The organism is Neorhizobium descurainiae, from assembly GCF_051400715.1.
Lineage (GTDB): Bacteria > Pseudomonadota > Alphaproteobacteria > Rhizobiales > Rhizobiaceae > Neorhizobium.
The window spans coordinates 151,494-176,530 of record NZ_JBLFFK010000002.1 but is presented as its reverse complement, the minus strand read 5'-3'; the positions used below and the strand labels follow the sequence as shown (position 1 = coordinate 176,530).

Below are 25,037 nucleotides of genomic sequence, written 5' to 3'. Positions count from 1 at the left end.
GTTCTATGAAAGCCGGTTCCGCAGTTTTCCTGCCGTCTGCTTGTCGATACCCAGCACGTCGAAATAATCCCGCACATTGCCGTAGCTGTCGCGGATATGATCGAGCGCCTGACGCATGCTGTGCGGTTCGGAGGCCAGAACGATATCGACCAGTGCCGGTGCGGTGCCCCGGCCGAGCGCGCGTTCCCGGAGCTGCGCGATCAGCGGGCCGGAGATCGTTGCGGTCAGCGTGTAATCTTCGATGATGGTCGCTTCATCGACGCCGGCATTGGCAAGCAGCAGGGCGGAGATCACGCCGGTACGGTCCTTGCCGGCACTGCAATGGAAAAGCACCATGCCGGCAGGCGCGTCGGCGATGGCCTTCAGCACCTCCGCGATGGCCGGACGGCAATTGTCGAGCGCCTCGCAATAGCGGTTGCCCATGTCGAAGCCTTGAGCGGCATTCGCCATCAGTTCGACCGGCGCCAGCGCGGAAAACAGCGGCGTGTTCTGATAGCGCACTCGGGCATGTCCCGCGAAGGGGTTGGCCTCCGCAGCGATCTCATGGGCGTTGCGCAGGTCGATGACGGTCGTCAGGCCATGGTCCAGCAGCGTTTCGATATCGGCCGGGCTGAGCCGGTGCAGCGCATCGCCGCGCAGGATAGAGCGCCAGCGGGTCAGGCCGCCATCGGCAGTCCTGTAGCCGCCGAGGTCGCGGACGTTGTGGGCGCCTTCCAGCGCGATCAGGCGGTCATGGGCAAGCATATCAGCGGATTCCGGATTTCATGAAGGATTCGATGACGTGGCGCTGCAGGATCAGGTAGATGACCAGGATCGGCAGACTGGCCAGCGCTGCCGCCGCCATCAGCGGCCCCCAGAGATTGCCCTCCTGGGTCATGAACATCTGCAGGCCGATCTGGACGACCGAGTTTTCCGGCTTTCGCGAGAGCAGCAGCGGCCAGAAATATTCGTTCCAGGCGGAGATGAAGGCGATGATCGACAGCGAGGCGATCGGCGCGCCCATGTTCGGCGTGACGACCTGCCAGAGGATGCGCCAGCTCTTTGCCCCGTCGATGCGCGCGGCTTCCAGAATTTCGGCCGGGAAGGAGCGCATCGCGTGGTAGAGGAGCAGGATGGCGAAAGCTGCCACCGCGTTGGGCACGACGAGGCCGGTCAGCGTGTCGAGGAGGCCAAGCCGCGAGGCGAGCACATAGTTCGGGATCATCGTCACCTGGAAAGGGACGAGCCAGGAAAGCGCGATGAGGCCGTGCACGAGGCCGGCGAGCCGCATCCGCCAGCGGACAAGCGCATAGGCCGCGAGCAGACCGGTCAGCACCTGCAACGCGGCCGTCGCGGCCGCGACGATCGTCGTGTTGACGAGCATCTGAAGCATTGGAATGCGGGTCAGCACGAAGACGTAGTTCTCGAAAGACGGGTTTGACGGCCACGGCGCGGTCGAGAAGATTTCGTTCTCCGACCGGAAAGAGGTGACGATCATCCAATAGATGGGGAAGATCGACAGGATCGAAAGGAGGATCATGGTGCCGTGTACGGCGATACGGCGTGCAAGTCCGCTGCTTGACGAGAAGGCAGGCGGTTGATGGTCGCGGGAAGCGTCAATTGTCATAGATCGCATATCTCTTCATGAGCCACAGGCAGAACGCGGCGATGACGGAGAAACCGGCAAATGCAATCATGCCGGCAGCCGAACTCCAGCCGGCCGACATGGTCTGGAAGCCGTATTCCCAGAGCAGGTAGAAGATGTTGGTCGTCGATTTCAGTGGGCCGCCATTGGTCAGCACGTTGATATAGGCGAAGCTCCATTGCGCGCCGAACAGGATCGTCATCATCGACAGAAGCAGGATGGTCGGCGAAAGCAGCGGCAGGCGGATGTCGCGGATGATGCCCCAACGGCTGGCGCCGTCGATGCGCGCCGCCTCGATATAGGAGGGATTGATGCCGGCATTGGCGGCGGAAAAGAGCAGCGTCGAAAAGCCGATCAACTTCCAGCCCGTGATCCAGGTGAGCGTCGCGAGCGCATAGTCCGGGTCTGTGAGGAAGCCGATGCGGCCAAGCCCGAGAGCCTCCAGCCCCAATGTGACGAGGCCCTGGTCCTCATTGAGCAGCCAGCGCCAGAGAATGGCGGCAACCACGGGTGCGACGATCATCGGCACGAAGATCAGCGCGCGGTAGATCATCCGGGCGCGGCCCTGGAGCTCCTGGGTCCAGATCGCCACGAAGAGCGGGATGATCACCGACATCGGGAAAAGGCCGAGAATGTAGAGGAGCGTATTCCAGAGCGCAGTGCGCATCTCCGGAAGCGCCAGCAGGCGCTGATAATTTGTCAGTCCCACATAGCGCTGCGGCGCCGTCGGCAACATGTTCCATTGGTAGAAGGAAAGCTGAAAGGCTTCGAGCAGAGGAATGTAGGTCCATACCATCAGGAGGATCAGCGCCGGCGCGAGATAAAGCCAGGGCGCAAGCGCGAAGTTTCCGCGGGGGCGTGCCGCCGGCGCGGCGCGGGCAAGGGCAAGCGGCCTTGCGAGATCGGCCTGGATATCGGTCATGGGATAGCTTTCGGTGCGGTTTCGAACGCCGGGCAGGGAACGAGACCCGCCCGGCATCGCCTCGTATTTTTGCTCAGGACCTATCGGCCCCTAGAGCTCCTTGCGGTCTTTAAGGCATCAGGTTCTGGCCCTGCTCCTGAGCGGCCTTGAGCGCTGCGACCGGATCGCCGCTGCCGAAGACGGCCTCACGCACGGAGTCCATCATCATTTTCTCGACCTGGCGGTAATTCGGCCCCGGGAAAGCGATGTTGGCGGTCAGGCGGTCCAATTGCTCCAGGTTGGCGCGGAACATCGGGTTTTCCTTGACCCAGGAGCCCAGATAGTTGGGGTCGTCGACGATATCGAGACGCAGAGGCAGGTAGCCGATCTTGCTGGTGATGACCGTATAGGCTTCCTTGCTGGTCAGGAACTTGAGCAGTTCGTAGGATGCGCGCTGCTTGGCCGGATCCTTGCTGAAGACGAAGAGGGCACTGCCGGAATTGGTCGGCGCCGTCGGCTTTTCGCCGAAGGAAGGCATCGGGGCAAGGCGCAGGTCGAACTTGCCTTGGGCGGCCTTCTTGAAGCTGCCAAGCGTCGCGCTCGTATAGAGGAACATGCCGAGATTGCCGGCCGCGAAGGTGTCGGCGGGGCTTGCGACATCGATCTTGGCATGGGCGCCGCTGTCCACCATGTCGCGCAGCATCGCGACCGCTTCCGCGGCATTCGTATCGGCAAACGTCAGCTTGTTGCCGTCGCGCACCTTGCCGCCGTTCGACATGACGATCGCCTGGTAGACGAAGGTGCCGTCGGAGGGGCCATAGGCGCCCGGAAAGAAGCCGTTCTTGCCGGTCTTTTCTTTGATCGTCTTGCCGGCGAGATCGACGTCGGCCCAGGTCTTCGGCGGCTTTTCCGCATCGAGGCCGGCCTGTTTGAAGAGATCGGCATTGTAATAGAGGATCGGCGTCGAGAAGGTATAGGCGAGGCCATAGGTCTTGCCGTCTACCTTGCCGAGCTCCAGACCCTGCGGGATCATGCCCGCGAGATGATCCTTGAGCTCCGTGGGGCTCACCATGTCTTCCAGCGCGTTGGCGCCGAGATCGTTGGCGATATAGATCAGGTCGCGGAAGACGAGCTGGGCGACGTCCGGCTGGCGCCCGGCGACGATATCAGCCTGCACGCGGGCCATGATCTCGTTCGAGGGGACGGCGACCGTCTCGACCTTCACGTTGGGGAACTTCTTCTCGAAAGCGGCGATCAGCTCCCTGGTGGCGTCGGCGCCGACGCTCGCGGAAGCGAGATTGTAGTTGTAGAAGCTGATGGTCACCGGCTTGTCGACGGTCGCCGGCATTTCGGCAAGGGCCCCGAGCGGCAGTATGGAGGCGCCGGCAAGCGTCGCCATGAGCTTGAGCGTGGTTCTGCGCAGCATTTTGCGTTCTCCGGGTGGGGGGTTATTCGGCGGCGACGGGAATTGCCCGCGCCATCAGGAGTTCAAGCGGATAGGTGTTGAGTTCGGCTCGGTCGGACGGCAGCGGCACGAAGGCCATGGTGAGGCCTGAAGGGCGGATGGTACCGATGCCGAAGGAGGCGCCGCGCACCATGCGCAGGATGTCCGTGCGCAGGATATCTGTGGCCGCGTGCTGGCCCGTGCCGACCACGATCGGAATGCCGTGCCAGACGGAAACGCGGTCATGATGAATATGGCCGCTCAGGATGCCGATGACATTGCGATCCTTGAGCAATGCGCGTAAACGTTCCGATTGCGGGAAATGGATTGTCCGCCAGTGGGTTGCATCCGGCTCCTCACCAAGCGCTGGAGGGTGGTGGACGACGATCAGCTTGGGCAGGTGCGGATGGCTGTCGAGCGTGGAGGCGAGCCAGTCGAACTGTTCGGGATCGATCGTGCCACCGATCAGGTCGGGGGTCGAGGAATCGATCGTGACGATATGGATGCCGTCGATGATCGCATCGTGATCGTAGGGCGCGTCCGGATCATGCGTCTCGATGCCCATGCCCTCGTAGAAGCCCGGACGGGTATCGTGATTGCCCAGCGCATAGATCACCGGCACGTCGATCTTCGCGTCCATGATTTCCTTCAGCCGGCGGTAGCTGTCCGCGTCGCCGCGATTCGTGAGATCGCCGCTGGCGATCACGAATTGAGGCTTCGGCGTTACGGTCGCGACAAGATCGAGGACCTGGTTCAGCGTTTCCGTCGTGTCGCTGTGCAGGTGATCGTCGTCGGCGGTGCCGATATGCAGGTCGGTCAGATGGATGAATGTGGTTTCGCGTCGCACCGGATGCCTCCATGGATGACTGTCCGGAGGATCGATAGAGGGGCTTTGTTTCCCGGTCGTGACGGATTTCGAATGACGTTTGAAACCGGCGAGGCGGTTCAGTCCTCAGGCCGGCCGGCGGAACATCGGGGCGATGACTTCGATCATGCGGGCGATGACGATTTCGGGATCGTCGAGATTCATGCGGTAGTTCGTGAGGACCTCGGTGCGCGAGCGGCTGCGGGTGACCTGCGACCGGATGCCGAGGGCGCAATTGAGCCGCCAGCCGATATCCACTTCGTCGAGCCAGGGCGCTATCCGCTTGAAATGCGGTATGAAGGCGCGATGATGTTCGACATTGTCGATGATGCGGCGGTAATGGGGTGCGCGTTCCCGGTGGGTCTTCGCCATGGACGTGAAGTGGGAGAGGACCGGATAGCTGGACGTCGGATCGAGGCTCCATCGGATCGACGGGCCGATGAGCGCTGCGATGACCTCTTCCAGATCGGGCGGATCGGGTGCCCGGCGATCGGCCGCCTTGCGCAAGAGGCTCAAGCGCTCGGCATTCAGCCGGCGATAGACCCGCTCGGCGACGGCTGCGATCAGCTCCTCCTGCGAGCCGAAATGATAGGCGATGGCGGAAGGCGTGGCATGCGCCTCGATGGCAATCCGCCGGGCGGTCAGCTCCTCCAGAGCCTCGGCTTCGCAGAGCAGATGCTCGCAGGCATCCATCAGCCTCATGGCAGTGAGATTGGCGCGGCCATGCATGGAACGATCACCCTCGACCACGCCAGTCTAGGGATGGTTTATGTAGGGCCGATGACAATCCAAAGAGCTATGCGAAGTCGGCGCGGCCCGTTTCACTCCCAGCCTTGCGGGTGAACGGTGAAGGCCAGGTGTCGCGCTCGTCATCGCCATCCTCTCCCTCACGAAATTCGTCCATGCGATGTTTGATGGCGAGCGCATAAATCGTGTCGAGGATGTTGCGATCGCGCAGGTGAGGATCGGTGAGGCCGAGCAGCGCGGCCCGAACGATCTTCTTGCTCGATGTCCGGGGGCAGCGTCTTGCGACGAATTCGAATAACGCCTTGTCCGTGAGCCCCTCCATCGCACCGTCGACCAGCGCCTCATAGACCTTGCGTTTCTCTCCCATTGAATTCTCCACAATCGAACGCGATGTCACATAGCTGTCATCATTCATTTTGAATGAAATATGGCAAGAGGCTGGAATAAAAGTTCTGATTGCATTTTGCCGGCAGCGCCGGCTAAGCCGGCTCACGTGCTCGGTAAAATGCGGTGCCCCCGTTTCAATGATTGCAACCATCTCCTTCCACTCCTAGTTTCGTTGCGTCGGCGTATATCCGGAGGCAAGACGTGAAGACAGGCATTGGAATCTGGTGGCAGGTGGCCTGTCTCATATCGATGCCTCTTCCGGCGCATGCTCAGACGCAATGGCAGGCCGTCGAGCAGGTGCAGACCTATCCGGTGACCGGCACGTCCGGTATCGAAATCTATGCCTCGATCGGCGAGCGCGGTCCCAAGATCGGCCGAGAGGTGCGCACCATCGCCCACACCAATTTCAAGCTCACGTGGACGCGGAAATACGAGCCGCAGCCGAACGGAGCGTGCACGCTGGTTTCCGCGCTGCCACGGCTTGTCATTACCTATGTTCTGCCGAAGCCGGTCTCGCCCCTGTCGCCGGACATCAAGAAGAAATGGGACGTTTTCATCGCGGGTGTCCGCAGGCATGAAAAGGTGCATGGGGTGATGATCACCGACATGGTGAAGGAGATCGAACGGGTGAGCGTCGGCCTCACGGTCGCCGATGATCCGAAATGTACGAAGATCAGAACCGAGCTGACGAAGAAACTCGGCGAGATTTCGCGGGCGCAGCGGCAGCGGAGCAGCGATTTCGACCGGATGGAGATGAGCGACGGGGGCAATGTCCATCAGCTCATCCTCAACCTGGTCAATGGGAAATAGTCGTATCGCGACCGTCTATCTCTTCCGCATCAGGTTGACGACCAAAACCCCGAGAATGGCCATGACGCCGCCGATCGCACCGATCAGGGTCGGGACTTCACCCAGCCAGACGAAGCCGATGAGCGTCGCCGTCGGCGGCACGCCGTAGAGGAAATTGGCGGCGCGGGCAGCGGAAAGCCGTTTCAACGCGATTGCCCAGGTGACATAGCCTATGGCGGTAGGAAAGAGCACCAGATAGGCGACGCCCCAATTCACCTCGGCCGGTGCGGCGAGGAGCGCCTGAACGGTGGACGGGACCGCCGGCAGCAGCGGTATGGAGCCGATCAGCAGCAGCCAGACCGTGACGGCCAGCGCCGGCATGCGGCCGAGGATCGGCTTCTGCAGCACGCTTGCAATGGCGGAGCAGAGGGCGGCGCCGAGGATGAGGATCGCATTCGGGTCGAGATCGAAGCCCTCGTCGCTCGATGCGGCGATCAGCGCCACGCCGGCAAAGGAGATCGCGGTCCCCGACCAGCCCCAGCGTCCGAATTTCTCGCCGAGCGCGAAGGTGGCGATAAGGGCGGTGAGGACCGGCATGGTGTTGATGATGAAACTGGCCGGGCCTGCCGCCACGGTACGCTCGCCCATGTTCAGGAGAACGGCATAGGCTGCGATGAAGAGTACGCCCGCAACCGTGAGGCGCAGAAGATCGCGCTTCGAGGGAAGCGGCGGCCGGACGGCGGCGAGATAGACAGCGGCGATCAGTGCAGCCGCCACGTAACGGGCAGCCGCGAGTTCGACCGGCGTCAGCGGGCCGAGGCAGATGCGGATGACCACGAAAGATGACGCCCAGAAGACGATGGTTACCAGGATCGCCAGGAAGGCGATCACATCGAATTCCTGTCTTCCGTCCATCGTTTTGGATCCCGTTGCAACCGCGCTCATGCTCGCCTCTATCTTTGTCCGTGCTCGCCGGCTTACGCTTTTGATCCGTGCTTGAAAAGCATCGGGATCGATGATCATATGTGCGTATGGTTCACAGCTCGCAGACATTGCCGCCGCTCGACACGCTCGAGACTTTTGCGCGCGCCGCCCGGCTTGGCTCGTTTTCCGCCGCAGCGGAGGAGAGCGGTGTCACCCATGGCGCCGTCTCGCGGCAGGTAGCGCGCCTGGAGCGCTGGATGGGCGTGCGGCTTTTCTCGCGCGAGGCACGGGGTGTCGTGCTGACACCGGAGGGCGCACGCTTTTTTGGACGGGCGGAGGAGGCGCTGGCACTGCTCGGCGATTCCGACGAACGCTGGCGGCCTCGCCCCAACAAGACGGTGGTCCGGCTTTCGGTGACGCCTTCGGTCGCCTCGCTTTGGCTGTTTGCGCGCCTGCCGATGCTGGAGGCAAATGACATCCATCTCGACATGATCCTGGAGCACCGCCTGGCGGATTTCAGCGAAGGGATCGATCTGGCAATCCGCTGCGGCAAGAGTCCGTGGGCCGGCGTGCGCAGCCTGCCGCTCTGGCAGGAGAAGCTTTTTCCGATTGCCGCGCCCTCACTGGCGTCCCGGTTGGGTCCATGCCCGGATGCGAAGGCGCTCCTCGAACTGCCGATCCTGCACGATTCCAACATCGAGGGTTGGCGCCGCTGGCTGGCGGCCGGCGGAGTGGAATACGTGCCGCGCGGTCAGGACCGGCGCTTCGAAGACTATAATCTGGTGATCGACGCCTGCGCCCAGGGCGTCGGGATCGCGCTTGCCCGCCCGCCGCTTGTCGACGCAGCTTTGGCCTCCGGCCGGCTCGTTGCGGTTTCGGACAGGACGATCGATCACCACCTGGCGTTCCACCTGATCCGCCCCAATGACGCACTCAAAGGTTCCGCGGCCGAATTCGCGCGCCGGTTCCTGGAAGCTGCAGGTCAGGACGAAGCCGCAATCGCCGCCTTTATCGCTCCCGGTCGGGGCAAGGGATAGGGCAGGGCGGTCTTTTGATCGATCGGCAGCATTGAACCACCGGCTATCATCGGATCGCGGCCGTATTGGCCGACGGCGTAAGGCCGTTTCAGGCCTTGCCGGTCACATAGTCGCGCATGACATTGCCGAGCCTTGCGAGATTGGCTTTCAGCTCATCGTAGCCGGCGATCTTCTCCCGGCTGTCCTCGTCCATATAAAGCTTGCGGTTGAGCTCGATCTGGATGCTGTGACGATTCCTTGCCGGGGCACTGTAGGCGGAGATCAGTTCGGCGCCCTTGAAGGGTACGTTCAACGATACCGAGTAGCCGAAGCCTTCCAGCGTCTCGACGACGAGCTTCACGAAGTCGGGCTCGCTTGAGAGGCCTTCGTAGTCTCCGACGACGACGTCCTTGCGCACCGTACCGGCCGGATCGGGCGAGAGCACATGGCCGACCGCCGGCATGGAATGGCAATTGACGTGGTAGACTTTGCCGAATGCTGCATATGTCTCGTCGAGCAGCCGGACGATCTCGCGGTGATAGGGCCGCCAGTATGTATCGATGCGGTTTTCCAGCTCCTCCACGGTAAGCCTGCGGCCATACATCGGCGTGTCGCTCCAGGCATAACGCCAGGTGAGGCCCATGCCGCGGCGGGCAGAGGCGCTGTCGCGCACCGGATGCGGCCACACACCTTCCACCATTTCGAGATCGACGTCCTTCAGCGAACGGTTCAAATCGAGGAAACTGCGCGGAAAGTGCGCGATCAGCAGCGGCGCGCCGATCGAGGGCGCGAAGCCGAAGAGGTCGTCCACATGGGTATCTGCCGCAACGCGCACCAACTCGTCGGGAACGATGCGTTCGAAATCCGGAATCACCAGCCCGCTATGGGGCGAGTCGACGACGAGCGGGATGGTCGGGGCAGTCGGCGGAATGATCTTGAGAACGCCGTCGATATCGGCGGGGGCGAAGGTCAGGTCAGTCATGGAAGCCTCATTCAGGCTGTAGCGGCGTAGGCGGCCGGATAGGTGATGTCGGGCATGCCGACGAAGACTTTGCCGCGCCGGCCCACCATGCCGGGGGCGGCGAAGGGACGGGGATAGACGACCGCGGCAGCGGGCCTCACCTTGGCGATCCTTTCGAGCGCCTCGATCTGATCGGCGGGCATGTCGATGTTGAAGATGACGTCGCTATGCGGGCCGGTGGTCATTCGGGGCATATTCATCGCCTCCTCGATATCGAGACCGGCATGCAGGATCATGCCGGTGAGCTGCGCCAGCGCAGGGACGATCTGGTTGCCGCCGGCAGCGCCATAGGCCGCGAAGGGACCGTTCTCGTCGGTGATCGCGACCGGGCACATGTTGCTCGGCGCATAGGCGTTGGGCTTCAGCGAGTTTGCGCGACCCGGCGTCGGATCGAACCACGACATGCCGTTGTTCAGGAGGATGCCGGTGGACGGAGAAAGCGCGCGGGCGCCAAAACGGTTGAGCAGCGTGAAGGTGATCGCCACCATGCGGCCTTCGGAATCCACGGCGTTGACCTGGGTCGTGCTGGTCTTGCCGTTCGTCTCGGCGGAATTGAGGCGCTTGCGGTGGGCGCCGAAGCTTTCCCAGAGGGCTTCGGCCATGGCGGTAAAGAAGCCGGCCTCGACCGGCCCTTTGCCGCGCTTCCCGTCAAAGTGATCGAGCGCATCAAGGAGCCGTTGTCCGGCGCTGGTTTCCCCCGCCACATGCACGGTCTTGCCCTGCAGCGGCATGGTCCGGGACGGATAGAGGAGCGGCGCATAGTTCGCCATGTCCTCCAGCGTGATCGAACTGCCGCCGGCGTTCAGGTCCTCGACGAGTCTTTCGCCGATCGCGCCGCCATAGAGAGCATCCGGCCCCTCTTTGGCGAGCTGTTCCAGGGTCCCGGCGAGCTGGGGCAGGGGCAGCGTGATGCCCGGCTCCGGCGCGTGGCCGTCCGGGAGGAAGATCGACCGTGCCCCCGGATCCATGGCGAGATCGCCCTCGGCGATTGCGATCGCCAGCGTCGTGTGCCAGTCCACATACATGCCCTTGCGGGCGCGCTCGATGGCCGGCGTCAGCGCCCGGTCGAAGCCGATCGTGCCGTAGCGCTTCAGCGCTTCCGCGAAGCCGCGCACGCAGCCCGGCACGACGGCAGCGGTAAAGCCCCGGACATTGCGGTTGTCGATCGAGGCCGGATGGCCGATGAAGGTCTTGATCGCGGGATCGGGCTTGTAGAATTCCTCATCGAAATAGGAAGGAACCCGGCCGGTGAATTCCACGACCTCCACCTTGCCGTCCGGCTGGGCGACCAGCATGTAGCCGCAGGCGGCGAGGCTGGTCATCCACGGTTCGACGGTCTGCAAGGTGAAGGCGGCGGTCACCGCAGCATCGACGGCATTGCCGCCCGCCGCAAGAACTGCGGCGCCTGCCTCGGCCGCCGCATAATGCTGGGAGGTGACGACGCCACGTTCGCTGACGCCCGCCACCTTGCGATAGATGCCCCGCTCGACGCGCAGGTGATTGTATTGCGGATTTTCCATTACTTCTGCTCCAGCGCGGCGGCGACGAGGCGGCTTGCACCCGAGAGGTCCCCGAGCTTTTCCCCGGCGGCGACCTTGTCCTTGTTCCGGCCGGCGCGGGCCTGCCGGGCCATCGCTTCCTCGACCACTTCCTCGGCCTCATCGACCGGGATCACCACGATGCCGCTCGCATCGGCAACGACCACGTCGCCCGGCAGTACCGGAACGTTGCCGCAGGAGACCGGCAGGTTCAGCGCGCCGCCGAGATCGTTGAGCCTTGTGGTGATGCCAGAGACGCCGCGACACCAGAGCGGCATGCCGAGCTCGACGATCTCCTCGACGTCGGTACAGGGGCCATCGATCGCGACGCCGATCGCGCCTGCCGTCCTTATCGCGAAGGCGACGCCGCCGCCGATGCAGGCGTGCCGGTCGTCGCCGAGCCGGTCGACGAACAGGAAGTCGCCGGGACGCAGGAAGCCGATCGCGTGATGCAGCAGCGTGGAATCGGTGCCGGGGATAGCCACCGTCACCGCCGTGCCGACCAAGGTCTTTTTCGGCTCCACCACCGGCGTGATCGAATGGCGCACGAAACCGCGATGACGGAAATGGCCGATCGTCGCCACCTCGACGCTCTCGAACTTGCGGACGAGTTCGGCGTCGACCTGTTTCGGCACGGAGCCGATCTGGTATTTCTTCATGGTGCTTCCTTCCGGAGCTTTGGCTCTCCGGCCTCGTTTTCGCTCGCGTGGTGTTGCCAGCTCTTGCCGGGCACGGCGGCGAGCAGTTCCTTCGTGTAGGTTTCCTTAGGTGCGCCGAAGAGCGATGCCGGGTCGCCCCGCTCGACGATCTTGCCGTTCTTCATCACCGCGATGTTGTCGCAGATCTGGCTTGCGACGCGCAGGTCGTGGGTGATGAAGAGGATGCCGAAGCCGAGCCGCGCCTGCATGTCGGCGAGCAATTTCAGAACCTGCGCCTGGACCGAAACGTCGAGCGCGGAAACGCTCTCGTCGGCGATCAGGAGCTCCGGCTCTACCGCAAGCGCCCGGGCGATGCAGATGCGCTGCCGCTGGCCGCCGGAGAATTCGTGCGGAAAACGGTTCGCGGAAGCCCGGTCGAGACCGCAGGCTTCGAGCAGATCGAGGGCGCGGGCCATGGCCGCCTTGCGGTCGAGCCCGTGGATGATCGGCCCTTCCGCGATGGAGGCGCCGACCTTCTGGCGTGGGTCGAGGGCGGTATAGGGATCCTGGAAGACGATCTGCACCTTGCGCCGCGCTTCGCGGAGCGCCTTGCCGGAAAGGCCGGCGAAATCGCCCCCGGAAATGAGAATATCGCCACTTTCGGGCTGCACCAGTCGGATAACGCATTGGGCCAGCGTCGATTTGCCGGAGCCGGATTCGCCGACGAGCCCCAGTGTCTCCCCGCGGCGGATGGTGATATCGACATCGTCCACCGCCTTCACCGTGCGGCCGCCGCCGAACAGGCCGGAACGGGTGAAGGTCTTGACGATGTTCCTGGCGACGAGAACCGGATTGCCGAGGCCTTCGCGTTCCTTGCGCGGCGTCAGCGTCGGTACCGCAGCGAGCAACCGGCGGGTATAATCCTCCTTGGGGTGGTTGAGGATTTCGTCGCGCGTGCCGATCTCGACCAGCTTGCCCATCTGCATGACGGCGACGCGGTCGGCGATCTCGGCCACGACACCGAAATCATGGGTGATGAAGATGATGCCGGTGTCGTGCCTGGCGCGAAGCTCCAGCATCAGCTTGAGGATCTGCGCCTGGGTGGTGACATCGAGCGCGGTCGTCGGTTCGTCGGCAATGAGAACGGACGGATCGAGCGCCAGAGCGGTCGCGATCATCACCCGCTGGCACTGTCCGCCGGAAAGCTGGTGCGGATAGGAGTGGTAGATCTGTTCGGGGTTCGGGAGCTGCACTTCGCGGAAGAGCTCGATGACCTTCTTGCGGATCTCCGCCGGAGAGAGCGACGTGTGAATCCGAAACGTCTCCGACACCTGTTCGCCGACCCGGAAGATCGGGTTGAGGGCTGCCATCGGCTCCTGGAAGATCATCGCGATGCGCCGGCCGGTGATGCTGCGGCGGGTGGCGTCGTCGATCGTCAGCAGGTCCCGGCCTTCGAACATCACATGCCCGGTCGGCAGCCCGAGATTACTGGGCAGAAGCCCCATCGCGGCCAGCGCCGTCAGCGATTTGCCGGAGCCGGATTCGCCGACGATGCAGAGGATTTCGCCTTTGCTCACCGTCAGCGACAGGTCCTCGACCGCGAAACGCCGGTCTGCGCCCTGCGGCAAAGGCACGTTCAGATGCTCGATCGAAAGCCGCTCGCTGCTCATGAAACCGCCCTCGTTTCTTCCGGCGTGAAAGCTGTCACCGAGCGCATGTCGCAGCGGCGCATATGCTCGACGAAGCGGGCGCAGAAGCCCACAAGATGCTCGACCATTTTCGCGCCCTTCTCGGCGCTGGCGAGCGAGGGATCGCCGCCCAGCATGCCATCGGCATTCACCTCATGGCAGTCGAGCGGCATATGCACGGGCATGCCTTCGAACTGGACGTTGCTGACGCCGCCGGTCGGCAGCCCGAAGGCCTTGGCGCGAACCGAAGGCTTGGCAAGATCCATGCGCATCAGTTCGGGGAAGAGATGCAGATAGATGGAGGTCAGCGGATCGCCGCCATGGCCGCGGGCGGCTGCGACCAAAGGACCATGCAACTCCTTCCAGAGCGCATCGGGGATCGACTGCCAGAGATTGATGAAAGGGACGGAGACGCCGCGTTCGGCACGGATGCGCCTCAGCGTCTGGTCGAAGAGCGACGCGTTGCTCGTATGGCCGTTCAGGATGAGGATGTGTTCGATGCCGTGGTCGAGGAAGGCCGTCACCGTATCCTCCACCACCGCGGAAAAGGTGGAAGGCCGAAACTGAATGCCCCCGGGGATGGTCCTGAAAAAGTCCGCCCAGCCGAAGGGAATGGTCGGCGCGACGATCGCATCGGCGGCTTCCGCCACCTTCGCCGCCACCGCCTCGGTCAGCATGAAATCGCCCATCGGGGCGTGTGGTCCCTGCTCCTCCTGACTGCCGAAAGGCAGCAGGATGACAGGCTTTTCGGAAAGGCGTTCGCGGAATTCCGCGAACGTCATGTCCTTCAGCGCATGCTTGCGTTCTACCGTCATCATACGAACTTGAAGTAGTCGCCGTAGATGCGCATTTCGCCGTTCGGCTTGAACTTGAATTCGATGCCGGCGCGATGGGCGCAGTTGTAGACGCTCTTCCAGAGATAATAACCGGGCGTTACGCGCTGCCATTCGTCCGAAAGCGCGAGATAGGCTTTCTTGCGCTCCTCGAAATCGGTGGCGGCGTCGAATTTCTTGCCGAGTTCGATGAATTCCGGCGTCGGATCCCACGTCTTCCAGTTCGCGGTCGAGCGGGATGCCGTCGGTCCCCAGTCCAGCCAGAGCGGCTGGTAGGGATCGCCGGGGATGAAGTCCGAACTCATCGACATGTTCATCAGATGGAACGGCCGGCGATAGACGAGTTCGAAGTTGTCGAGGATGACCGCATCGACGTTGACGCCGATCTCGCGCCATTGCTCGACCATGATTTCCGCGGCCGCTTCATAGTTGGGATAGAACTGGCGGGTAATGTGCCAGCGCAATCTCTCGCCCTTGTATTTGGTCTTGGCGACGAGCGCCTTGGCGGCCTCCACGTCGTAGGGCAGCTTCACCGGCAGGTTCGGATCGTAGAACTTGCCGTATTCCTTGAAGTTGAAGGGAACGGCCGGATGTTCGGTCGTGCCGTTGAAGAGAGCCTGGACGATCGAATCCATGTCGATCGCCTGAACCATGGCGTAACGCAGGTTGGCGTCTACGAGCGGATTGTCTTCCGGATCGGGGCGGGTGTTGAAGGCGAAGGCCGGATAGTTGTCGGCCAGCACCCGCTTCAGCGTGACGCCTTCATAGCCTTCCAGCGTCGCTTCCTGGTCGGTCGGGATGTTGACGATGAAATCGAATTCCTTCGACACAAGGCCCGCCATGCGGGCGGCGAATTCCGGTACGATCTTCCAGGAGATCTGCTTGACCGGCGGCGGACCGTCCCAATAGTCGTCGAAGGCATCGAGCATCATGATCTCGCCGGAGCGGAAGGTCGTTACCTTGTAGGGGCCGGTTCCGACCGGCTTCTGGCCGAAACCGTCGACGCCGACTTCCATGTAATACTTCTTCGGCACGACGAAGCCGATGTACCCGGTGAGCTTGCTCGGAATGTTGGGGTCCGGCCGCTCGGTCTCGATCTCGAACGTGTATTTGCCGGTCGCCTCGACACGCTTGAAGCCGGCGGTAAACGTCTTGCCGCGCGGCTCGAACGGCTTCGGTCCCCACAGGCGCTCCGGCGACAGCGTGAAGACCGCATCTTCCGCGGTCATTTCCGTGCCGTCGTGGAATTTCACGCCTTCACGCAGCGTGAAGCTCCAGACATTGCCGTTCTGCTCCCATTTGGTCGCGAGCTTCGGCGCGAAGATCAGGCCGTTCTCGTCGTTGATGTAGTCGCGGTCGACGAGATTGTCGTAGAAGTTCGGGAATATCCGGCGCGACGTGGTCGAGATGCCGTTGATCGTCGCCATGTTGGCCCAGAGATTGTCGACTGCGATCGTCAGCGACGGCCGGTCCTGTGCCGCTGCCCGTTTCGGCATGCTGCCGACCATGGAAAGGGCGCCAGCGCCCAGAATGAGATTTCCAACTTCACGCCTTGTAAACATCGTTCCACCTTCCCTTTAGTTATTACGTTAAAGCGGTATTTCAGGTCGTTCGGGCACGCAGCATCGGATCCAGCCGGTCACGCAGCCAGTCGCCGACGATGCTCATCGAAAGAGTGACGAGAAAGATGACCAGACCCGGCCAGACCGAGATCCACCAGGCGGTCGAAAGATAGTCGCGGCCGTCTCCCAGAATCTGGCCGAGGCTCGTCTGCGGGGCCTGGATGCCAAGCCCCAGGAAACTCAGCGAGGTTTCGAGCAGGATGATCTGCGGGAATGTGAGCGTGACCTGGACGATCAGGGCGCTCGCCACATTCGGCAGCACATGCTTCAGATAGAGGCGGCCGTTGCCGGCGCCGAGCGCGACGATCGCCTTGGCATAAGGCTGGTTGATCGCCGAAAGGACGACGCCGCGAGCGAGGCGCGCATATCTTTCCCAGCCGAACAGTCCCATCAGGATGACGAAGAGCGTCATGCTGTTGCCGAAGAAGGCGAGCAGCGTCAGCGTGATGAGGATGAAGGGAAGCGATGCCTGGAAGTCGACCAGCATCATCAGCGCCTCGCTGACCCAGCCGCGAAAATGCGCGGCGACGAAGCCGACCAGCGAGCCGAAGACCGCGCCGATGATCGTGCCCGCGATCGCGACCGAGAGCGACATCTGCAGGCCGGCGATCAATCTGGCGACCATGTCGCGGCCGATGCGGTCGGTTCCGAGCGGGAAGCTCGGATTGCCGCCGCTCAGGAAAGCCGGGGGCTTCAGGCGCGCGAGCAGGTTCTGCTGCGACATGCCATAGGGCGTGAAGACATTTCCGACGATGGCGACGAGGACCGCGATCGCAAGAACGACGACCGCGAAAACGAGAATGGGGGAGACGCGCTTCATCCGCCTGTCCTCAGTTCTGCACACGGATGCGCGGGTCGAGCAGACCGTAGAGCAGGTCCACCACGAGATTTGCCAGAACCATGGTGACGGCCATGATGAGGACCAGGCCCTGCACGACCGCGAGGTCGCGCGAGGAAACGGCTGTCACCAGAAGGCGACCGATGCCCGGCCAGGCAAACACGGTCTCCACCACGATCGCTCCGCCGATCAGTTCGCCGAGATTGAGGCCGATGATAGTGACGAGAGGGATGCTGGCATTAGGCAGCGCATGCAGGATGATGCGCTTCCAATAGCCTACGCCCTTGGCCGCCGCGGCACGGATGTAAAGCTTGTCGAGGACTTCCAGCATGGCCGACCTGGTGAAGCGGGCAAGCGTGCCGGCCGTGAAGGTCGCCAGCGTCACCGCCGGCATGACGAGGTGCCAGATGGTGCCGGTGCCGGAACTCGGCAGCCATTGGAGGCTGAGCGAAAAGAGCAGGATCATGAGAATGCCGAGGAAGAAGTTCGGCAAGGCGAAGCCGAAGACGGCGGTCGCCATGATCAGGTTGTCGAAGGTCGAGCCGCGCTTGATGGCGGCGATGATGCCGGCCGGCACGCCGATCAGGATAGCGCCGATATAGGAGAAGAGGCCGAGCATCAGCGTCCACGGCACGCGTTCGGCGATGATGTCGATCACCTCGCGGCCGTCGCGGTAGGAGATGCCGAACTGGCCCGTCGCCATCTGCATGACGTAACGGACGTACTGGACCCAGAGCGGGTCGTCGAGACGCCAGAGGGCGCGGAACTGCTCGATTTCCTCAGGCGTGGCGTCGGCGCCGACAAGCGCGACCACGGGATCGCCTGACGTTCTCAGAACCACGAATGTGAAAGTCACCACGAACCAGAGCGTAACCGCGGTCCGCAGGATTTTCAGCAACCAGAAACGCGTCATGAAAGCCCCGTTTCAGGGCCGATAGGCCCAGCTGTTCCAATTTTTATGTCGTTTTTTTGAAAACTAATCACGGGAATAAATTATTATCTATTACAAAATCGCGGGGGCTTTGATATGTTTCAGATATGAAATACGGCATCGAATTTCGTCATCTCCATTACTTCGCCTGCGTTGCGGAAGAGCTGCATTTCAGCCGCGCGGCAGACAAGCTCGGCATGGCGCAAGCCCCCCTCAGCCAGCAGATCCGCCAGCTGGAGGAGAGGCTGGGCACCAGACTTTTCCGCCGTACGACGCGCCGCGTGAAGCTCACGCCCGCCGGCGAGATCTTCCTGCGTCACGCACAGGAAATCCTAGGGGGCATCGACCGGGCAGTCACGCATACCCGTTCCATTTCCGGAGAGGACAGCGGAACGATTTACGTCAGCGGCGTGCATGTGGCGCTGTCGCATGTCCTGCCGCCGGTCATTTCGCAGTTTCGGAAACGCTATCCGGCGATGACCGTCGACGTGCAGGTGCTCGGCACCGCCCAGCAGCTCGAGCTCCTGCAAAGCGGCAAGATCCAGGTGGCGTTCATCCGTCCGACCAATCCGGCGGGTTTCCTGAAGACCGAGCATATTCTCAAGGAAGGCTTCGTCGCCGTCCTGCCGAGGGATCACCGGCTGGCTGGTAAAAGCGATCTGACGGTGAAGGATTTTGCCGGCGAACCGATCATCACCTATGCGCCGACGGTGGGAGCCAGTTATTACCACGCGATCATGGATGCGCTGCGCCGCGCGGGCGTCTACCCGGTCATCGCGCAGGAGGTCTCGCACACGCTGGCGATAGGAACCCTTGTTGCGGCCGGTGTCGGCATTGCGGTCGCGCCGTCATGGCTGGCGCACAATCCTAGCCCCTATCTCGTCTACCGGCCGCTTCCGGATATCCCCGCGGAAGTCGAGCTGCTGGTCGCCTGGCAGGCGGAGGAAAAGTCCAAAATCGTGCTCGATTTCCTGGAAACGACGCGACGGGTGATGGCGGAAGCCGGCAATAGCCTCATCCGCAGCAGTCATTTCGAGCCCGTCTGAAAACGTCACGTGGATGGTCGGCCCGGAGGTGGAAAATTCTCCGCTCTCGCGCAGTGCAGCGTATCGGCCTGCCTGGTTTTCTGGCATAGGCAGATGCGACTCGATGCCGGTGGTGTTGTGAATCGGAAGGAGAATCCATGCTGACGATCAAGCGTTTGAGCCTTGAGGACGCGCGCGTGCTGATAGCGGGCGCCCGCGCCAAGGCGGAGGAGATCGGCGTGCCGATGTGCATCGCGGTGACCGACGAATCCGGCCAGCTCATCGCCTTCGAACGCATGGACGGCGGCAAGATCACCAGCTCGATCATCGCTCAGGACAAGGCCTATACGGCCGCCGGCGCCAAGCGAACTACGGAAAGCTATGGCGTCGCCAGCCAGCCGGGCAGCCCGGCCTACGGCATCAATTCGGCGATCGGCGGCCGTCTTCTGGTGGTCGCCGGCGGCTTGCCGGTGATCGTCGACGGCGACGTCGTAGGCGGCATCGGCCTCAGTTCCGGCACGCCGGCGCAGGACGCCGAATGCGCCCAGGCCGGCATCGATTTCTTCCTGAAATCTCTCTGATTCCTTCGGCGGTCGGAACGCCTCGTCAAAGGCAGGGAATCCCGCACAATGGGTATGGCGATCCTTGTCCGGCTCATTATAGTGGCCGGGCCGCGCCTCTGCGGTATCCTCTTCGCCCGCCTGAACCGTTCCCAAGGTTACTCCCATGACGCCTGCCATTTCCGCCAACGACATCAACGACAAGGCTCTCATCGAAGAGCTGAAGCGCTGGGTCGGGATCGAGACCCCGACGCTGAATGCCGCCGCCGTTAACCGGCTTGCCGACCGTGTCGAGGTTTTGGGCAAGGAGGCGGGTCTTGAGACGGAACGCGTGCCGGGCACGCTCGGCTTCGGCGATATCCTGGCGCTGCGATCGCCACGTCCTTCCGGCAGTAATGAGAAGACCGTGCTGATCCTTGCCCATCTCGATACGGTGCACGCGGTCGGCGTCATAAACGACCAGCTCCCGCTGCGGCAGGAAGGCGACAAGCTCTACGGCCCCGGCATCTACGACATGAAGTCCGGTGCGCTGATGGCGCTCGAAGCGATGAAACTCGCCGTCAGGCACGGCACCCGGATGCCGATCGACCTGATCTTCGTGCCGGACGAGGAGATGGGCAGCCTTTCTTCGCGCGCCTTCATGGAGGAGGCGGCGAAGAATGCGGGCTACACGCTGGTGGTGGAGCCCGCCCGCGACGGCGGCAAGGTCGTCACCGCCCGCAAGGGTGTGGCCATGTATGACGTCGCCGTACGGGGACGTGCGGCGCATGCGGGCGCTAGACCGCAGGACGGGCGCAGTGCCATCCGCGCCGCCGCCCGGCTGGTTCTGGAACTGGAGGCGCTCAACGATACCGAGCGCGGTGTCACCGTCACCGTCGGCACGATCCAGGGCGGAACCGGCCGCAATACCGTGCCGGCCGAATGCAGGCTGCAGGTCGATGTGCGTGTGCCGAACGACAAGATCGCCGCCGAGGTCACCGGCAAGATCGAAGCGATGAGGCCGGTCGATCCGGACATCACTTTCGAGATCGCGGGCAAAATGAACCGTCCGCCCTTCGCGCAATCGGAAGAGGGCAGACGTTTGTTCGATGTCGCCGCAGAAATCGCGGGCGGCCTCGGCATTGCGCTCGAAGGCGTGGCGACCGGCGGCGGATCGGACGGCAATTTCACGGCCGCGCTCGGCGTGCCGACGCTCGACGGCCTGGGAGCGGACGGCGCCGGGCCGCATACGTTCAACGAGCATATCTTCTTGAGCAGCGTCGCGCCGCGCACGGCGCTTCTCGCCAATCTGATGATCTCGCTGGAAGCAAGATAGCTCAGACCGGCAGCTTCACGTCCAGTGAATTGCGGATGCGGCTCTTCCCTACCTCGATGACATGGCGCATCGCGGCGATCGCCTTCTGCGGATCGCGCGAGGCGATCGCGTGCGCGATCCTGAGATGATTGGAGGCGACTTCCTCGATCTTTTCCGGCGAGGCCGCCGGCGAGGAGAGCTGGAAGGAGATCGCCAGCGCCGCCTCGATCAGCGCGCTTGCCGAACGCATGAAGGGATTGCCGGACATGCGGGCGATGGCGAGGTGAAATTCCAGGTCCACCTTTGCGATGGTTTCCGGCGTGTGCGAGAGATCGTCGAACCTTGCGGCGATCGCATAAAGCGCGACGATGTCGTCGCTCGTGGCCCGTATTGCCGCCGCCGCCGCTGCCGCCGGCTCCAGCGCCATGCGCATCTCGGCGAGATGCTCGATGAATTCGAAATCGAGGCCGGATTCGAAACGCCAGCCAAGCACGTCGGAATCGAAGAAGTTCCAGCTCGCCCTGTCCAGCACGCGGGTGCCGACTTTGGCTTTGGGCTCCACCAGCCGCTTGGCGGCAAGCGTCTTCATGGATTCGCGCAGGACGGTGCGGGAGACGCCGAAACGGGCGGAAAGCTCCGTATCGCCCGGCAGCAGCGAGCCTTCGGGTATCTTGCCGGATACGATCCCGCGGCCGAGCTCCGCGACCACATGCGCGTGGTTGCTGCGGCGCTTTCGTCCACTGATCGTCGTCTCCAGAAGACCCAATCAAACCTCCTTGAGCCGGCCCTCGGCCAATTTCCTGTTTGAATACCAGATGATGCCGCGCTGCAATACGATGAAGACGAAGAGCAGGATGCCGATGACGATTTTTGTCCACCAGGACGACAACGTGCCGTCGAAGACGATGTAGGTCTGGATCAGCCCCTGGATCAGGATGCCGACGAACGTGCCGGCCACGAGGCCGACGCCGCCGGTAAGCAACGTGCCGCCGATGACGACGGCGGCGATCGCGTCGAGCTCGACGCCGACGGTCGCAAGCGAATAGCCGGACGAGGTGTAGAGCGTATAGGCGATGCCGGCGAGGCCGGAGAGGAAGCCGGACAGCGCATAGATGCCGACGGTCGTGGAGCCGACCGGCACGCCCATCAATTCGGCGGATTGCTGATTGCCGCCGATCGCATAGACATTGGCGCCGAAGCGGGTGCGACCGGCGATGAAGGCGCCGACGATGAAGACCAGGAGCATCAGCATGGCGAGCGCCGTCAGCCTGCCGCCGCCGGGGAAGCGGAAATAGAAGCTCTGGATCGCATCGATCATCGGGTGGGAGATCGGCACCGATTCGGTGGAGATCAGGTAGGCGGCGCCGCGGGCGAGGAACATGCCGGCGAGCGTCACCACGAAGGGCGGGATGCCGAGATAGCGGATCATCGCTCCCATCAGGCAGCCGAACAGCGTCGAGACGACCAGAACGGCGGCAAACGCGACGAGAGGATGCACACCGAGCGTGCCGACCATGACCGCCACGAAGACGCTGGTGAAGGCAATCACGGACCCGATCGACAGGTCTATGCCGCCCGAGAGGATCACGAAGGTCATGCCGACTGCGGCGATGCCGAGAAAGGCGTTGTCGGTGAGCAGATTGCCGATCACCCGGGTCGACAGCATGTTCGGGAACTGCAGTACGCAGAGCGCATAGGCGATGATCAGGATGGCCAGCGTCGTTACGAAGGGCAGGTTGCGGCTGTGGATCATCGCGCCGTTCCTTCCGCCTTTTTGGTCACGGTTTCCGGCCGCCGGCTGGCCGGTTTGAGGAAATGGAACAGCGAGAAAATCGCCGGCGACTGGAGCGTCAACACGATGATGATAATGCCCGCCTTGATGATGAGATTGAATTCCGGCGGGAAGCCGGAAACCAGGATGCCGGTATTGATCGACTGGATGATCAGCGCGCCGATCAGCGAGGCTGCGATCGAGAAGCGTCCGCCGTTCAGCGACGTGCCGCCGATCACCACGGCGAGGATGGCGTCGAGCTCCAGCCAGAGGCCCGCATTGTTGGCGTCGGCGCCGCGGATGTCGGCGGTGACGATCAGGCCGGCGATGGCGGCGCAGATGCCGGAGACCGCGTAGACGAAGAAGAGAAGGAAACGGGCGCGAACGCCGGCGAGCGTCGCGGCGCGGCGGTTTATCCCGGTCGCCTCGATGAGGAAGCCGAGCGCCGAGCGGCGCACCAGCAACCCGACGGCCAGGCCGGCGCCGGCCCAGAGATAGATCGGGATCGGAATGCCCGCGAACGAGCCGGAGCCCAGAGCCGCGAACGTATCGTTGTTGAAGGTGAGGATGACCCCCTCTGTGATGAGCTGCGCGATGCCGCGGCCGGCCACCATCAGGATCAGCGTGGCGATGATCGGCTGAATGTCGAGAATCGCCACCAGCACACCGTTCCAGAGCCCGCAGAGGAGGCCGACGCCGAGCGAGATCAGGATGACGGCCGATAACGGGTAATCCTTGCTGATCAGCGTTGCGGCAACCGCGCCGCAAATGGCGATCACAGCGCCGATCGAAAGGTCGATGCCGCGCGTGGCGATGACCAGCGTCATGCCGATGGTCAGCAAGGCGACAGGTGCGGCGCGCACCAGAATGTCGATCAGGCTGCCGTAAAGGCGGCCGTTCTGGACGGAGACCGTCAGGAAGCCCGGCGCGACCGCGGTGATCAGGGCCAGGATGACGGCGAGTGCGATGAGCTGGGGCGCGAGGCGCTTGAGGCGGCGGGCGACGCGGGCCATCACGCGGCCTCCGTGCGGGCGGATGCGGCGATCGCCTGCATGATATTGTCGGCCGTCACCTGATCGCCTGACAGTTCCGCGACATGGCGGCGGTCCGAAAGCACGATCACTCGATGAGCGACGGCCGTGAGTTCCTCCAACTCGGAGGAGATGACGACCAGCGACATGCCCTCGGCGCAGAGGCGCTCGATCATCTTCAGGATTTCCGCATGCGCGCCGATGTCGATGCCGCGGGTGGGTTCGTCGAGGATCAGGAGCCGCGGTTCGGTCGCCAGCCAGCGGGCGAGGATCGCCTTTTGCTGATTGCCGCCGGAGAGGAACTTGATCGGCCGCTCCGCATCGGCGGGACGGATATCGAGCGACTTGATGAAGTTTTCCGCCAGAGCCCGTTTTTCGCGCGAGGAGATCGGGCTTGCCCAGCCCTGGCGCGCCTGCAGCGCGAGCGCGATATTATCCGCGACCGAAAAGTCGCCGATGATACCGTCCGCCTTGCGTTCTTCCGGACAGAAGCCGAAACCGTTGGCGACAGCCGCTTCCGGTGAAGAAAGGGCAATCTCCTGATTGTCGACGCTGGCAGAGCCGCTGTCGGCGCGGTCGATGCCGAAGAGAAGGAAGGCGGTTTCGGTGCGGCCGGAGCCGAGCAGGCCGGCAATGCCGACCACCTCGCCGGGGCGGATATCGAGATCGAAAGGGGCGACGCTGCCGCGCTTGCCGTAGCCCGCAAAGCGGATCGGCGCTTCGGCGCTATCCGCCACCGTTTCCTCCTGGGCCTGGTGCTCCCGAGTGATGTGCTGCAACTCGCGGCCGAGCATCATCGAGATCAGTTCCAGACGGGGGAGTTCGGAGAGTTTTCGCGTGCCGACGAGCCTGCCGTTTCTGAGCACCGTGACGCGATCAGCGACGGCATAAACCTGATTGAGGAAATGGGTGATGATGACGATGCCGAGACCGTCTTCACGCAGCCGCCGCAATACGGAGAACAGCGTCTCCACTTCATGCGTATCGAGGCTGGCGGTCGGCTCGTCGAGGACCAGGACCTTGCCGGAGAGATCGACCGCACGGGCGATCGCGACGATCTGGCGGATCGCGACGGAATAGGATGAGAGCAGGGCGTCGACGTCGATGTCGAGGCCGTAGCGGGCAAGCAGGGCCTTCGAGCGGCGCCGCATCTCGCGGCGGTCGATCAGGCCGAAACGACGCGGCTGGCGCCCGAGGAAGAGGTTTTCCGCCACCGTCAGGTTTTCGAGCAGATTGACTTCCTGGTAGACCGTGCCGATGCCGAGCGCCTGGGCTTCCGCCACGTTGGCCGGCGTCACCTCGATGCCGTCGAGGCGCATCGTCCCATGGTCGCGACTGTAGACGCCGGTCAATATCTTGATCAGCGTCGATTTGCCGGCGCCGTTCTCGCCGAGCAGCGCATGGATTTCGCCGCGTTCCAGCGTGAAGTCGACGTTGTCCAGGGCGGTGATACCAAGGAAGGCCTTGCCGATGCCCCGGGCTTCCAGAAGTGAGGAGGAATCCGTCATGTTCAATCCCGCGTCTATCGAAGAACCGGAGCGGCAAGGGGG

At 63.1% G+C, this 25,037-nt stretch carries 25 protein-coding genes; 5 read left to right on the top strand and 20 right to left on the bottom strand.

Going from position 1 to position 25,037, the window contains the following annotated elements; translation table 11 throughout:
* Positions 1 to 3 precede the first annotated feature (3 nt).
* The 7 genes from ACMGE0_RS04420 to ACMGE0_RS04390 all read right to left on the bottom strand — a co-directional run bounded on the left by ACMGE0_RS04420 (position 4) and on the right by ACMGE0_RS04390 (position 5,948).
* A complete protein-coding gene (locus tag ACMGE0_RS04420; RefSeq protein WP_436814656.1) occupies positions 4 to 744 on the bottom strand; it encodes a tyrosine-protein phosphatase in 741 nt (246 codons plus the stop codon).
* A gap of 1 nt (position 745) precedes the next feature.
* Complete coding sequence (locus ACMGE0_RS04415; protein ID WP_436814655.1) at positions 746 to 1,606, bottom strand: carbohydrate ABC transporter permease; 861 nt, start codon at positions 1,604 to 1,606, stop codon at positions 746 to 748.
* On the bottom strand, positions 1,596 to 2,546 hold the full coding sequence (locus ACMGE0_RS04410; protein WP_436814654.1) for a carbohydrate ABC transporter permease: 951 nt from the start codon (positions 2,544 to 2,546) through the stop codon (positions 1,596 to 1,598). Before ACMGE0_RS04410 ends, ACMGE0_RS04415 begins: the two co-directional genes overlap by 11 nt.
* Before the next feature lie 109 nt (positions 2,547 to 2,655).
* Positions 2,656 to 3,951 carry an ABC transporter substrate-binding protein gene (locus ACMGE0_RS04405; RefSeq protein WP_436814653.1) on the bottom strand — a complete coding sequence of 432 codons (1,296 nt, stop codon included), beginning with the start codon at positions 3,949 to 3,951 and terminating at the stop codon, positions 2,656 to 2,658.
* 22 nt (positions 3,952 to 3,973) lie between these two features.
* Positions 3,974 to 4,816: a metallophosphoesterase family protein gene (locus ACMGE0_RS04400; RefSeq protein ID WP_436814652.1), complete on the bottom strand. Its 843-nt coding sequence runs from the start codon at positions 4,814 to 4,816 to the stop codon at positions 3,974 to 3,976.
* Between the two features lie 105 nt (positions 4,817 to 4,921).
* Entirely contained in the window at positions 4,922 to 5,563 is a 642-nt protein-coding gene (locus ACMGE0_RS04395; RefSeq protein WP_436814651.1) for a TetR family transcriptional regulator, read from the bottom strand.
* A gap of 67 nt (positions 5,564 to 5,630) precedes the next feature.
* Positions 5,631 to 5,948 carry a hypothetical protein gene (locus ACMGE0_RS04390; protein WP_436815056.1) on the bottom strand — a complete coding sequence of 106 codons (318 nt, stop codon included), beginning with the start codon at positions 5,946 to 5,948 and terminating at the stop codon, positions 5,631 to 5,633.
* Positions 5,949 to 6,217: 269 nt separating this feature from the next.
* Between ACMGE0_RS04390 and ACMGE0_RS04385 the strand changes: the two genes are divergently transcribed.
* Positions 6,218 to 6,778: a DUF922 domain-containing Zn-dependent protease gene (locus ACMGE0_RS04385; RefSeq protein ID WP_436815055.1), complete on the top strand. Its 561-nt coding sequence runs from the start codon at positions 6,218 to 6,220 to the stop codon at positions 6,776 to 6,778.
* 15 nt (positions 6,779 to 6,793) lie between these two features.
* Here the strand turns inward: ACMGE0_RS04385 and ACMGE0_RS04380 are convergent, their stop codons facing one another.
* Positions 6,794 to 7,714, bottom strand: coding sequence for a DMT family transporter (locus ACMGE0_RS04380; protein ID WP_436815054.1), 921 nt, complete (start codon positions 7,712 to 7,714; stop codon positions 6,794 to 6,796).
* A gap of 74 nt (positions 7,715 to 7,788) precedes the next feature.
* Between ACMGE0_RS04380 and ACMGE0_RS04375 the strand changes: the two genes are divergently transcribed.
* Positions 7,789 to 8,718 (top strand): LysR substrate-binding domain-containing protein, encoded by a 930-nt coding sequence (locus ACMGE0_RS04375; RefSeq protein ID WP_436815053.1) that lies wholly within the window; start codon positions 7,789 to 7,791, stop codon positions 8,716 to 8,718.
* A gap of 88 nt (positions 8,719 to 8,806) precedes the next feature.
* Here the strand turns inward: ACMGE0_RS04375 and ACMGE0_RS04370 are convergent, their stop codons facing one another.
* Genes ACMGE0_RS04370 through ACMGE0_RS04335 form a run of 8 tightly spaced genes read right to left on the bottom strand, consistent with a single transcriptional unit; the run spans position 8,807 to position 17,788 of the window.
* A complete protein-coding gene (locus ACMGE0_RS04370; protein ID WP_436814650.1) occupies positions 8,807 to 9,679 on the bottom strand; it encodes an N-formylglutamate amidohydrolase in 873 nt (290 codons plus the stop codon).
* A gap of 11 nt (positions 9,680 to 9,690) precedes the next feature.
* Positions 9,691 to 11,238: a gamma-glutamyltransferase gene (locus tag ACMGE0_RS04365; protein ID WP_436814649.1), complete on the bottom strand. Its 1,548-nt coding sequence runs from the start codon at positions 11,236 to 11,238 to the stop codon at positions 9,691 to 9,693.
* A complete protein-coding gene (locus tag ACMGE0_RS04360; protein ID WP_436814648.1) occupies positions 11,238 to 11,915 on the bottom strand; it encodes an RraA family protein in 678 nt (225 codons plus the stop codon). Before ACMGE0_RS04360 ends, ACMGE0_RS04365 begins: the two co-directional genes overlap by 1 nt.
* The gene (locus ACMGE0_RS04355) at positions 11,912 to 13,564 is read right to left on the bottom strand and encodes an ABC transporter ATP-binding protein (RefSeq protein WP_436814647.1); all 1,653 of its coding nucleotides are present in this window, start codon (positions 13,562 to 13,564) and stop codon (positions 11,912 to 11,914) included. Before ACMGE0_RS04355 ends, ACMGE0_RS04360 begins: the two co-directional genes overlap by 4 nt.
* Positions 13,561 to 14,400 carry a creatininase family protein gene (locus ACMGE0_RS04350; protein ID WP_436814646.1) on the bottom strand — a complete coding sequence of 280 codons (840 nt, stop codon included), beginning with the start codon at positions 14,398 to 14,400 and terminating at the stop codon, positions 13,561 to 13,563. Before ACMGE0_RS04350 ends, ACMGE0_RS04355 begins: the two co-directional genes overlap by 4 nt.
* Positions 14,397 to 15,977, bottom strand: a complete 1,581-nt coding sequence (locus ACMGE0_RS04345; protein ID WP_436814645.1) for an ABC transporter substrate-binding protein — start codon at positions 15,975 to 15,977, stop codon at positions 14,397 to 14,399. The genes ACMGE0_RS04350 and ACMGE0_RS04345 overlap by 4 nt, the downstream gene beginning before the upstream one ends.
* 40 nt (positions 15,978 to 16,017) lie before the next feature.
* Positions 16,018 to 16,857, bottom strand: coding sequence for an ABC transporter permease (locus ACMGE0_RS04340; protein WP_436814644.1), 840 nt, complete (start codon positions 16,855 to 16,857; stop codon positions 16,018 to 16,020).
* A gap of 10 nt (positions 16,858 to 16,867) precedes the next feature.
* Positions 16,868 to 17,788 (bottom strand): ABC transporter permease, encoded by a 921-nt coding sequence (locus ACMGE0_RS04335; protein ID WP_436814643.1) that lies wholly within the window; start codon positions 17,786 to 17,788, stop codon positions 16,868 to 16,870.
* A 125-nt stretch (positions 17,789 to 17,913) separates the two neighbouring features.
* Here ACMGE0_RS04335 and ACMGE0_RS04330 point away from each other — a divergent pair, with 125 nt between their 5' ends.
* The 3 genes from ACMGE0_RS04330 to ACMGE0_RS04320 all read left to right on the top strand — a co-directional run bounded on the left by ACMGE0_RS04330 (position 17,914) and on the right by ACMGE0_RS04320 (position 20,706).
* On the top strand, positions 17,914 to 18,852 hold the full coding sequence (locus tag ACMGE0_RS04330) for a LysR substrate-binding domain-containing protein (protein WP_436814642.1): 939 nt from the start codon (positions 17,914 to 17,916) through the stop codon (positions 18,850 to 18,852).
* A 137-nt stretch (positions 18,853 to 18,989) separates the two neighbouring features.
* Complete coding sequence (locus tag ACMGE0_RS04325; protein ID WP_436814641.1) at positions 18,990 to 19,412, top strand: GlcG/HbpS family heme-binding protein; 423 nt, start codon at positions 18,990 to 18,992, stop codon at positions 19,410 to 19,412.
* 145 nt (positions 19,413 to 19,557) lie between these two features.
* Positions 19,558 to 20,706 (top strand): M20 family metallopeptidase, encoded by a 1,149-nt coding sequence (locus tag ACMGE0_RS04320; RefSeq protein ID WP_436814640.1) that lies wholly within the window; start codon positions 19,558 to 19,560, stop codon positions 20,704 to 20,706.
* A 1-nt stretch (position 20,707) separates the two neighbouring features.
* On the opposite strand, the gene ACMGE0_RS04315 is transcribed toward ACMGE0_RS04320, so the two are convergent.
* The 4 genes from ACMGE0_RS04315 to ytfR are packed head-to-tail and all read right to left on the bottom strand — an operon-like array spanning position 20,708 to position 24,995.
* On the bottom strand, positions 20,708 to 21,451 hold the full coding sequence (locus ACMGE0_RS04315) for a FadR/GntR family transcriptional regulator (protein ID WP_436814639.1): 744 nt from the start codon (positions 21,449 to 21,451) through the stop codon (positions 20,708 to 20,710).
* Complete coding sequence (yjfF, locus tag ACMGE0_RS04310) at positions 21,452 to 22,438, bottom strand: galactofuranose ABC transporter, permease protein YjfF (RefSeq protein WP_436814638.1); 987 nt, start codon at positions 22,436 to 22,438, stop codon at positions 21,452 to 21,454.
* A complete protein-coding gene (locus tag ACMGE0_RS04305; RefSeq protein WP_436814637.1) occupies positions 22,435 to 23,469 on the bottom strand; it encodes an ABC transporter permease in 1,035 nt (344 codons plus the stop codon). The genes yjfF and ACMGE0_RS04305 overlap by 4 nt, the downstream gene beginning before the upstream one ends.
* Complete coding sequence (gene ytfR, locus ACMGE0_RS04300) at positions 23,469 to 24,995, bottom strand: galactofuranose ABC transporter, ATP-binding protein YtfR (RefSeq protein WP_436814636.1); 1,527 nt, start codon at positions 24,993 to 24,995, stop codon at positions 23,469 to 23,471. Before ytfR ends, ACMGE0_RS04305 begins: the two co-directional genes overlap by 1 nt.
* Positions 24,996 to 25,037 lie beyond the last annotated feature (42 nt).

Coding starts and splice junctions, on each gene's coding strand:
- ACMGE0_RS04420 (WP_436814656.1), bottom strand. CDS start 744: ATGCTTGCCCATGACCGCCTGATCGCGCTGGAAGGCGCCCACAACGTC.
- ACMGE0_RS04415 (WP_436814655.1), bottom strand. CDS start 1,606: ATGACAATTGACGCTTCCCGCGACCATCAACCGCCTGCCTTCTCGTCA.
- ACMGE0_RS04410 (WP_436814654.1), bottom strand. CDS start 2,546: ATGACCGATATCCAGGCCGATCTCGCAAGGCCGCTTGCCCTTGCCCGC.
- ACMGE0_RS04405 (WP_436814653.1), bottom strand. CDS start 3,951: ATGCTGCGCAGAACCACGCTCAAGCTCATGGCGACGCTTGCCGGCGCC.
- ACMGE0_RS04395 (WP_436814651.1), bottom strand. CDS start 5,563: ATGCATGGCCGCGCCAATCTCACTGCCATGAGGCTGATGGATGCCTGC.
- ACMGE0_RS04390 (WP_436815056.1), bottom strand. CDS start 5,948: ATGGGAGAGAAACGCAAGGTCTATGAGGCGCTGGTCGACGGTGCGATG.
- ACMGE0_RS04385 (WP_436815055.1), top strand. CDS start 6,218: ATGCCTCTTCCGGCGCATGCTCAGACGCAATGGCAGGCCGTCGAGCAG.
- ACMGE0_RS04375 (WP_436815053.1), top strand. CDS start 7,789: ATGGTTCACAGCTCGCAGACATTGCCGCCGCTCGACACGCTCGAGACT.
- ACMGE0_RS04370 (WP_436814650.1), bottom strand. CDS start 9,679: ATGACTGACCTGACCTTCGCCCCCGCCGATATCGACGGCGTTCTCAAG.
- ACMGE0_RS04365 (WP_436814649.1), bottom strand. CDS start 11,238: ATGGAAAATCCGCAATACAATCACCTGCGCGTCGAGCGGGGCATCTAT.
- ACMGE0_RS04360 (WP_436814648.1), bottom strand. CDS start 11,915: ATGAAGAAATACCAGATCGGCTCCGTGCCGAAACAGGTCGACGCCGAA.
- ACMGE0_RS04355 (WP_436814647.1), bottom strand. CDS start 13,564: ATGAGCAGCGAGCGGCTTTCGATCGAGCATCTGAACGTGCCTTTGCCG.
- ACMGE0_RS04350 (WP_436814646.1), bottom strand. CDS start 14,400: ATGATGACGGTAGAACGCAAGCATGCGCTGAAGGACATGACGTTCGCG.
- ACMGE0_RS04345 (WP_436814645.1), bottom strand. CDS start 15,977: ATGTTTACAAGGCGTGAAGTTGGAAATCTCATTCTGGGCGCTGGCGCC.
- ACMGE0_RS04340 (WP_436814644.1), bottom strand. CDS start 16,857: ATGAAGCGCGTCTCCCCCATTCTCGTTTTCGCGGTCGTCGTTCTTGCG.
- ACMGE0_RS04335 (WP_436814643.1), bottom strand. CDS start 17,788: ATGACGCGTTTCTGGTTGCTGAAAATCCTGCGGACCGCGGTTACGCTC.
- ACMGE0_RS04330 (WP_436814642.1), top strand. CDS start 17,914: ATGAAATACGGCATCGAATTTCGTCATCTCCATTACTTCGCCTGCGTT.
- ACMGE0_RS04325 (WP_436814641.1), top strand. CDS start 18,990: ATGCTGACGATCAAGCGTTTGAGCCTTGAGGACGCGCGCGTGCTGATA.
- ACMGE0_RS04320 (WP_436814640.1), top strand. CDS start 19,558: ATGACGCCTGCCATTTCCGCCAACGACATCAACGACAAGGCTCTCATC.
- yjfF (WP_436814638.1), bottom strand. CDS start 22,438: ATGATCCACAGCCGCAACCTGCCCTTCGTAACGACGCTGGCCATCCTG.
- ACMGE0_RS04305 (WP_436814637.1), bottom strand. CDS start 23,469: ATGGCCCGCGTCGCCCGCCGCCTCAAGCGCCTCGCGCCCCAGCTCATC.
- ytfR (WP_436814636.1), bottom strand. CDS start 24,995: ATGACGGATTCCTCCTCACTTCTGGAAGCCCGGGGCATCGGCAAGGCC.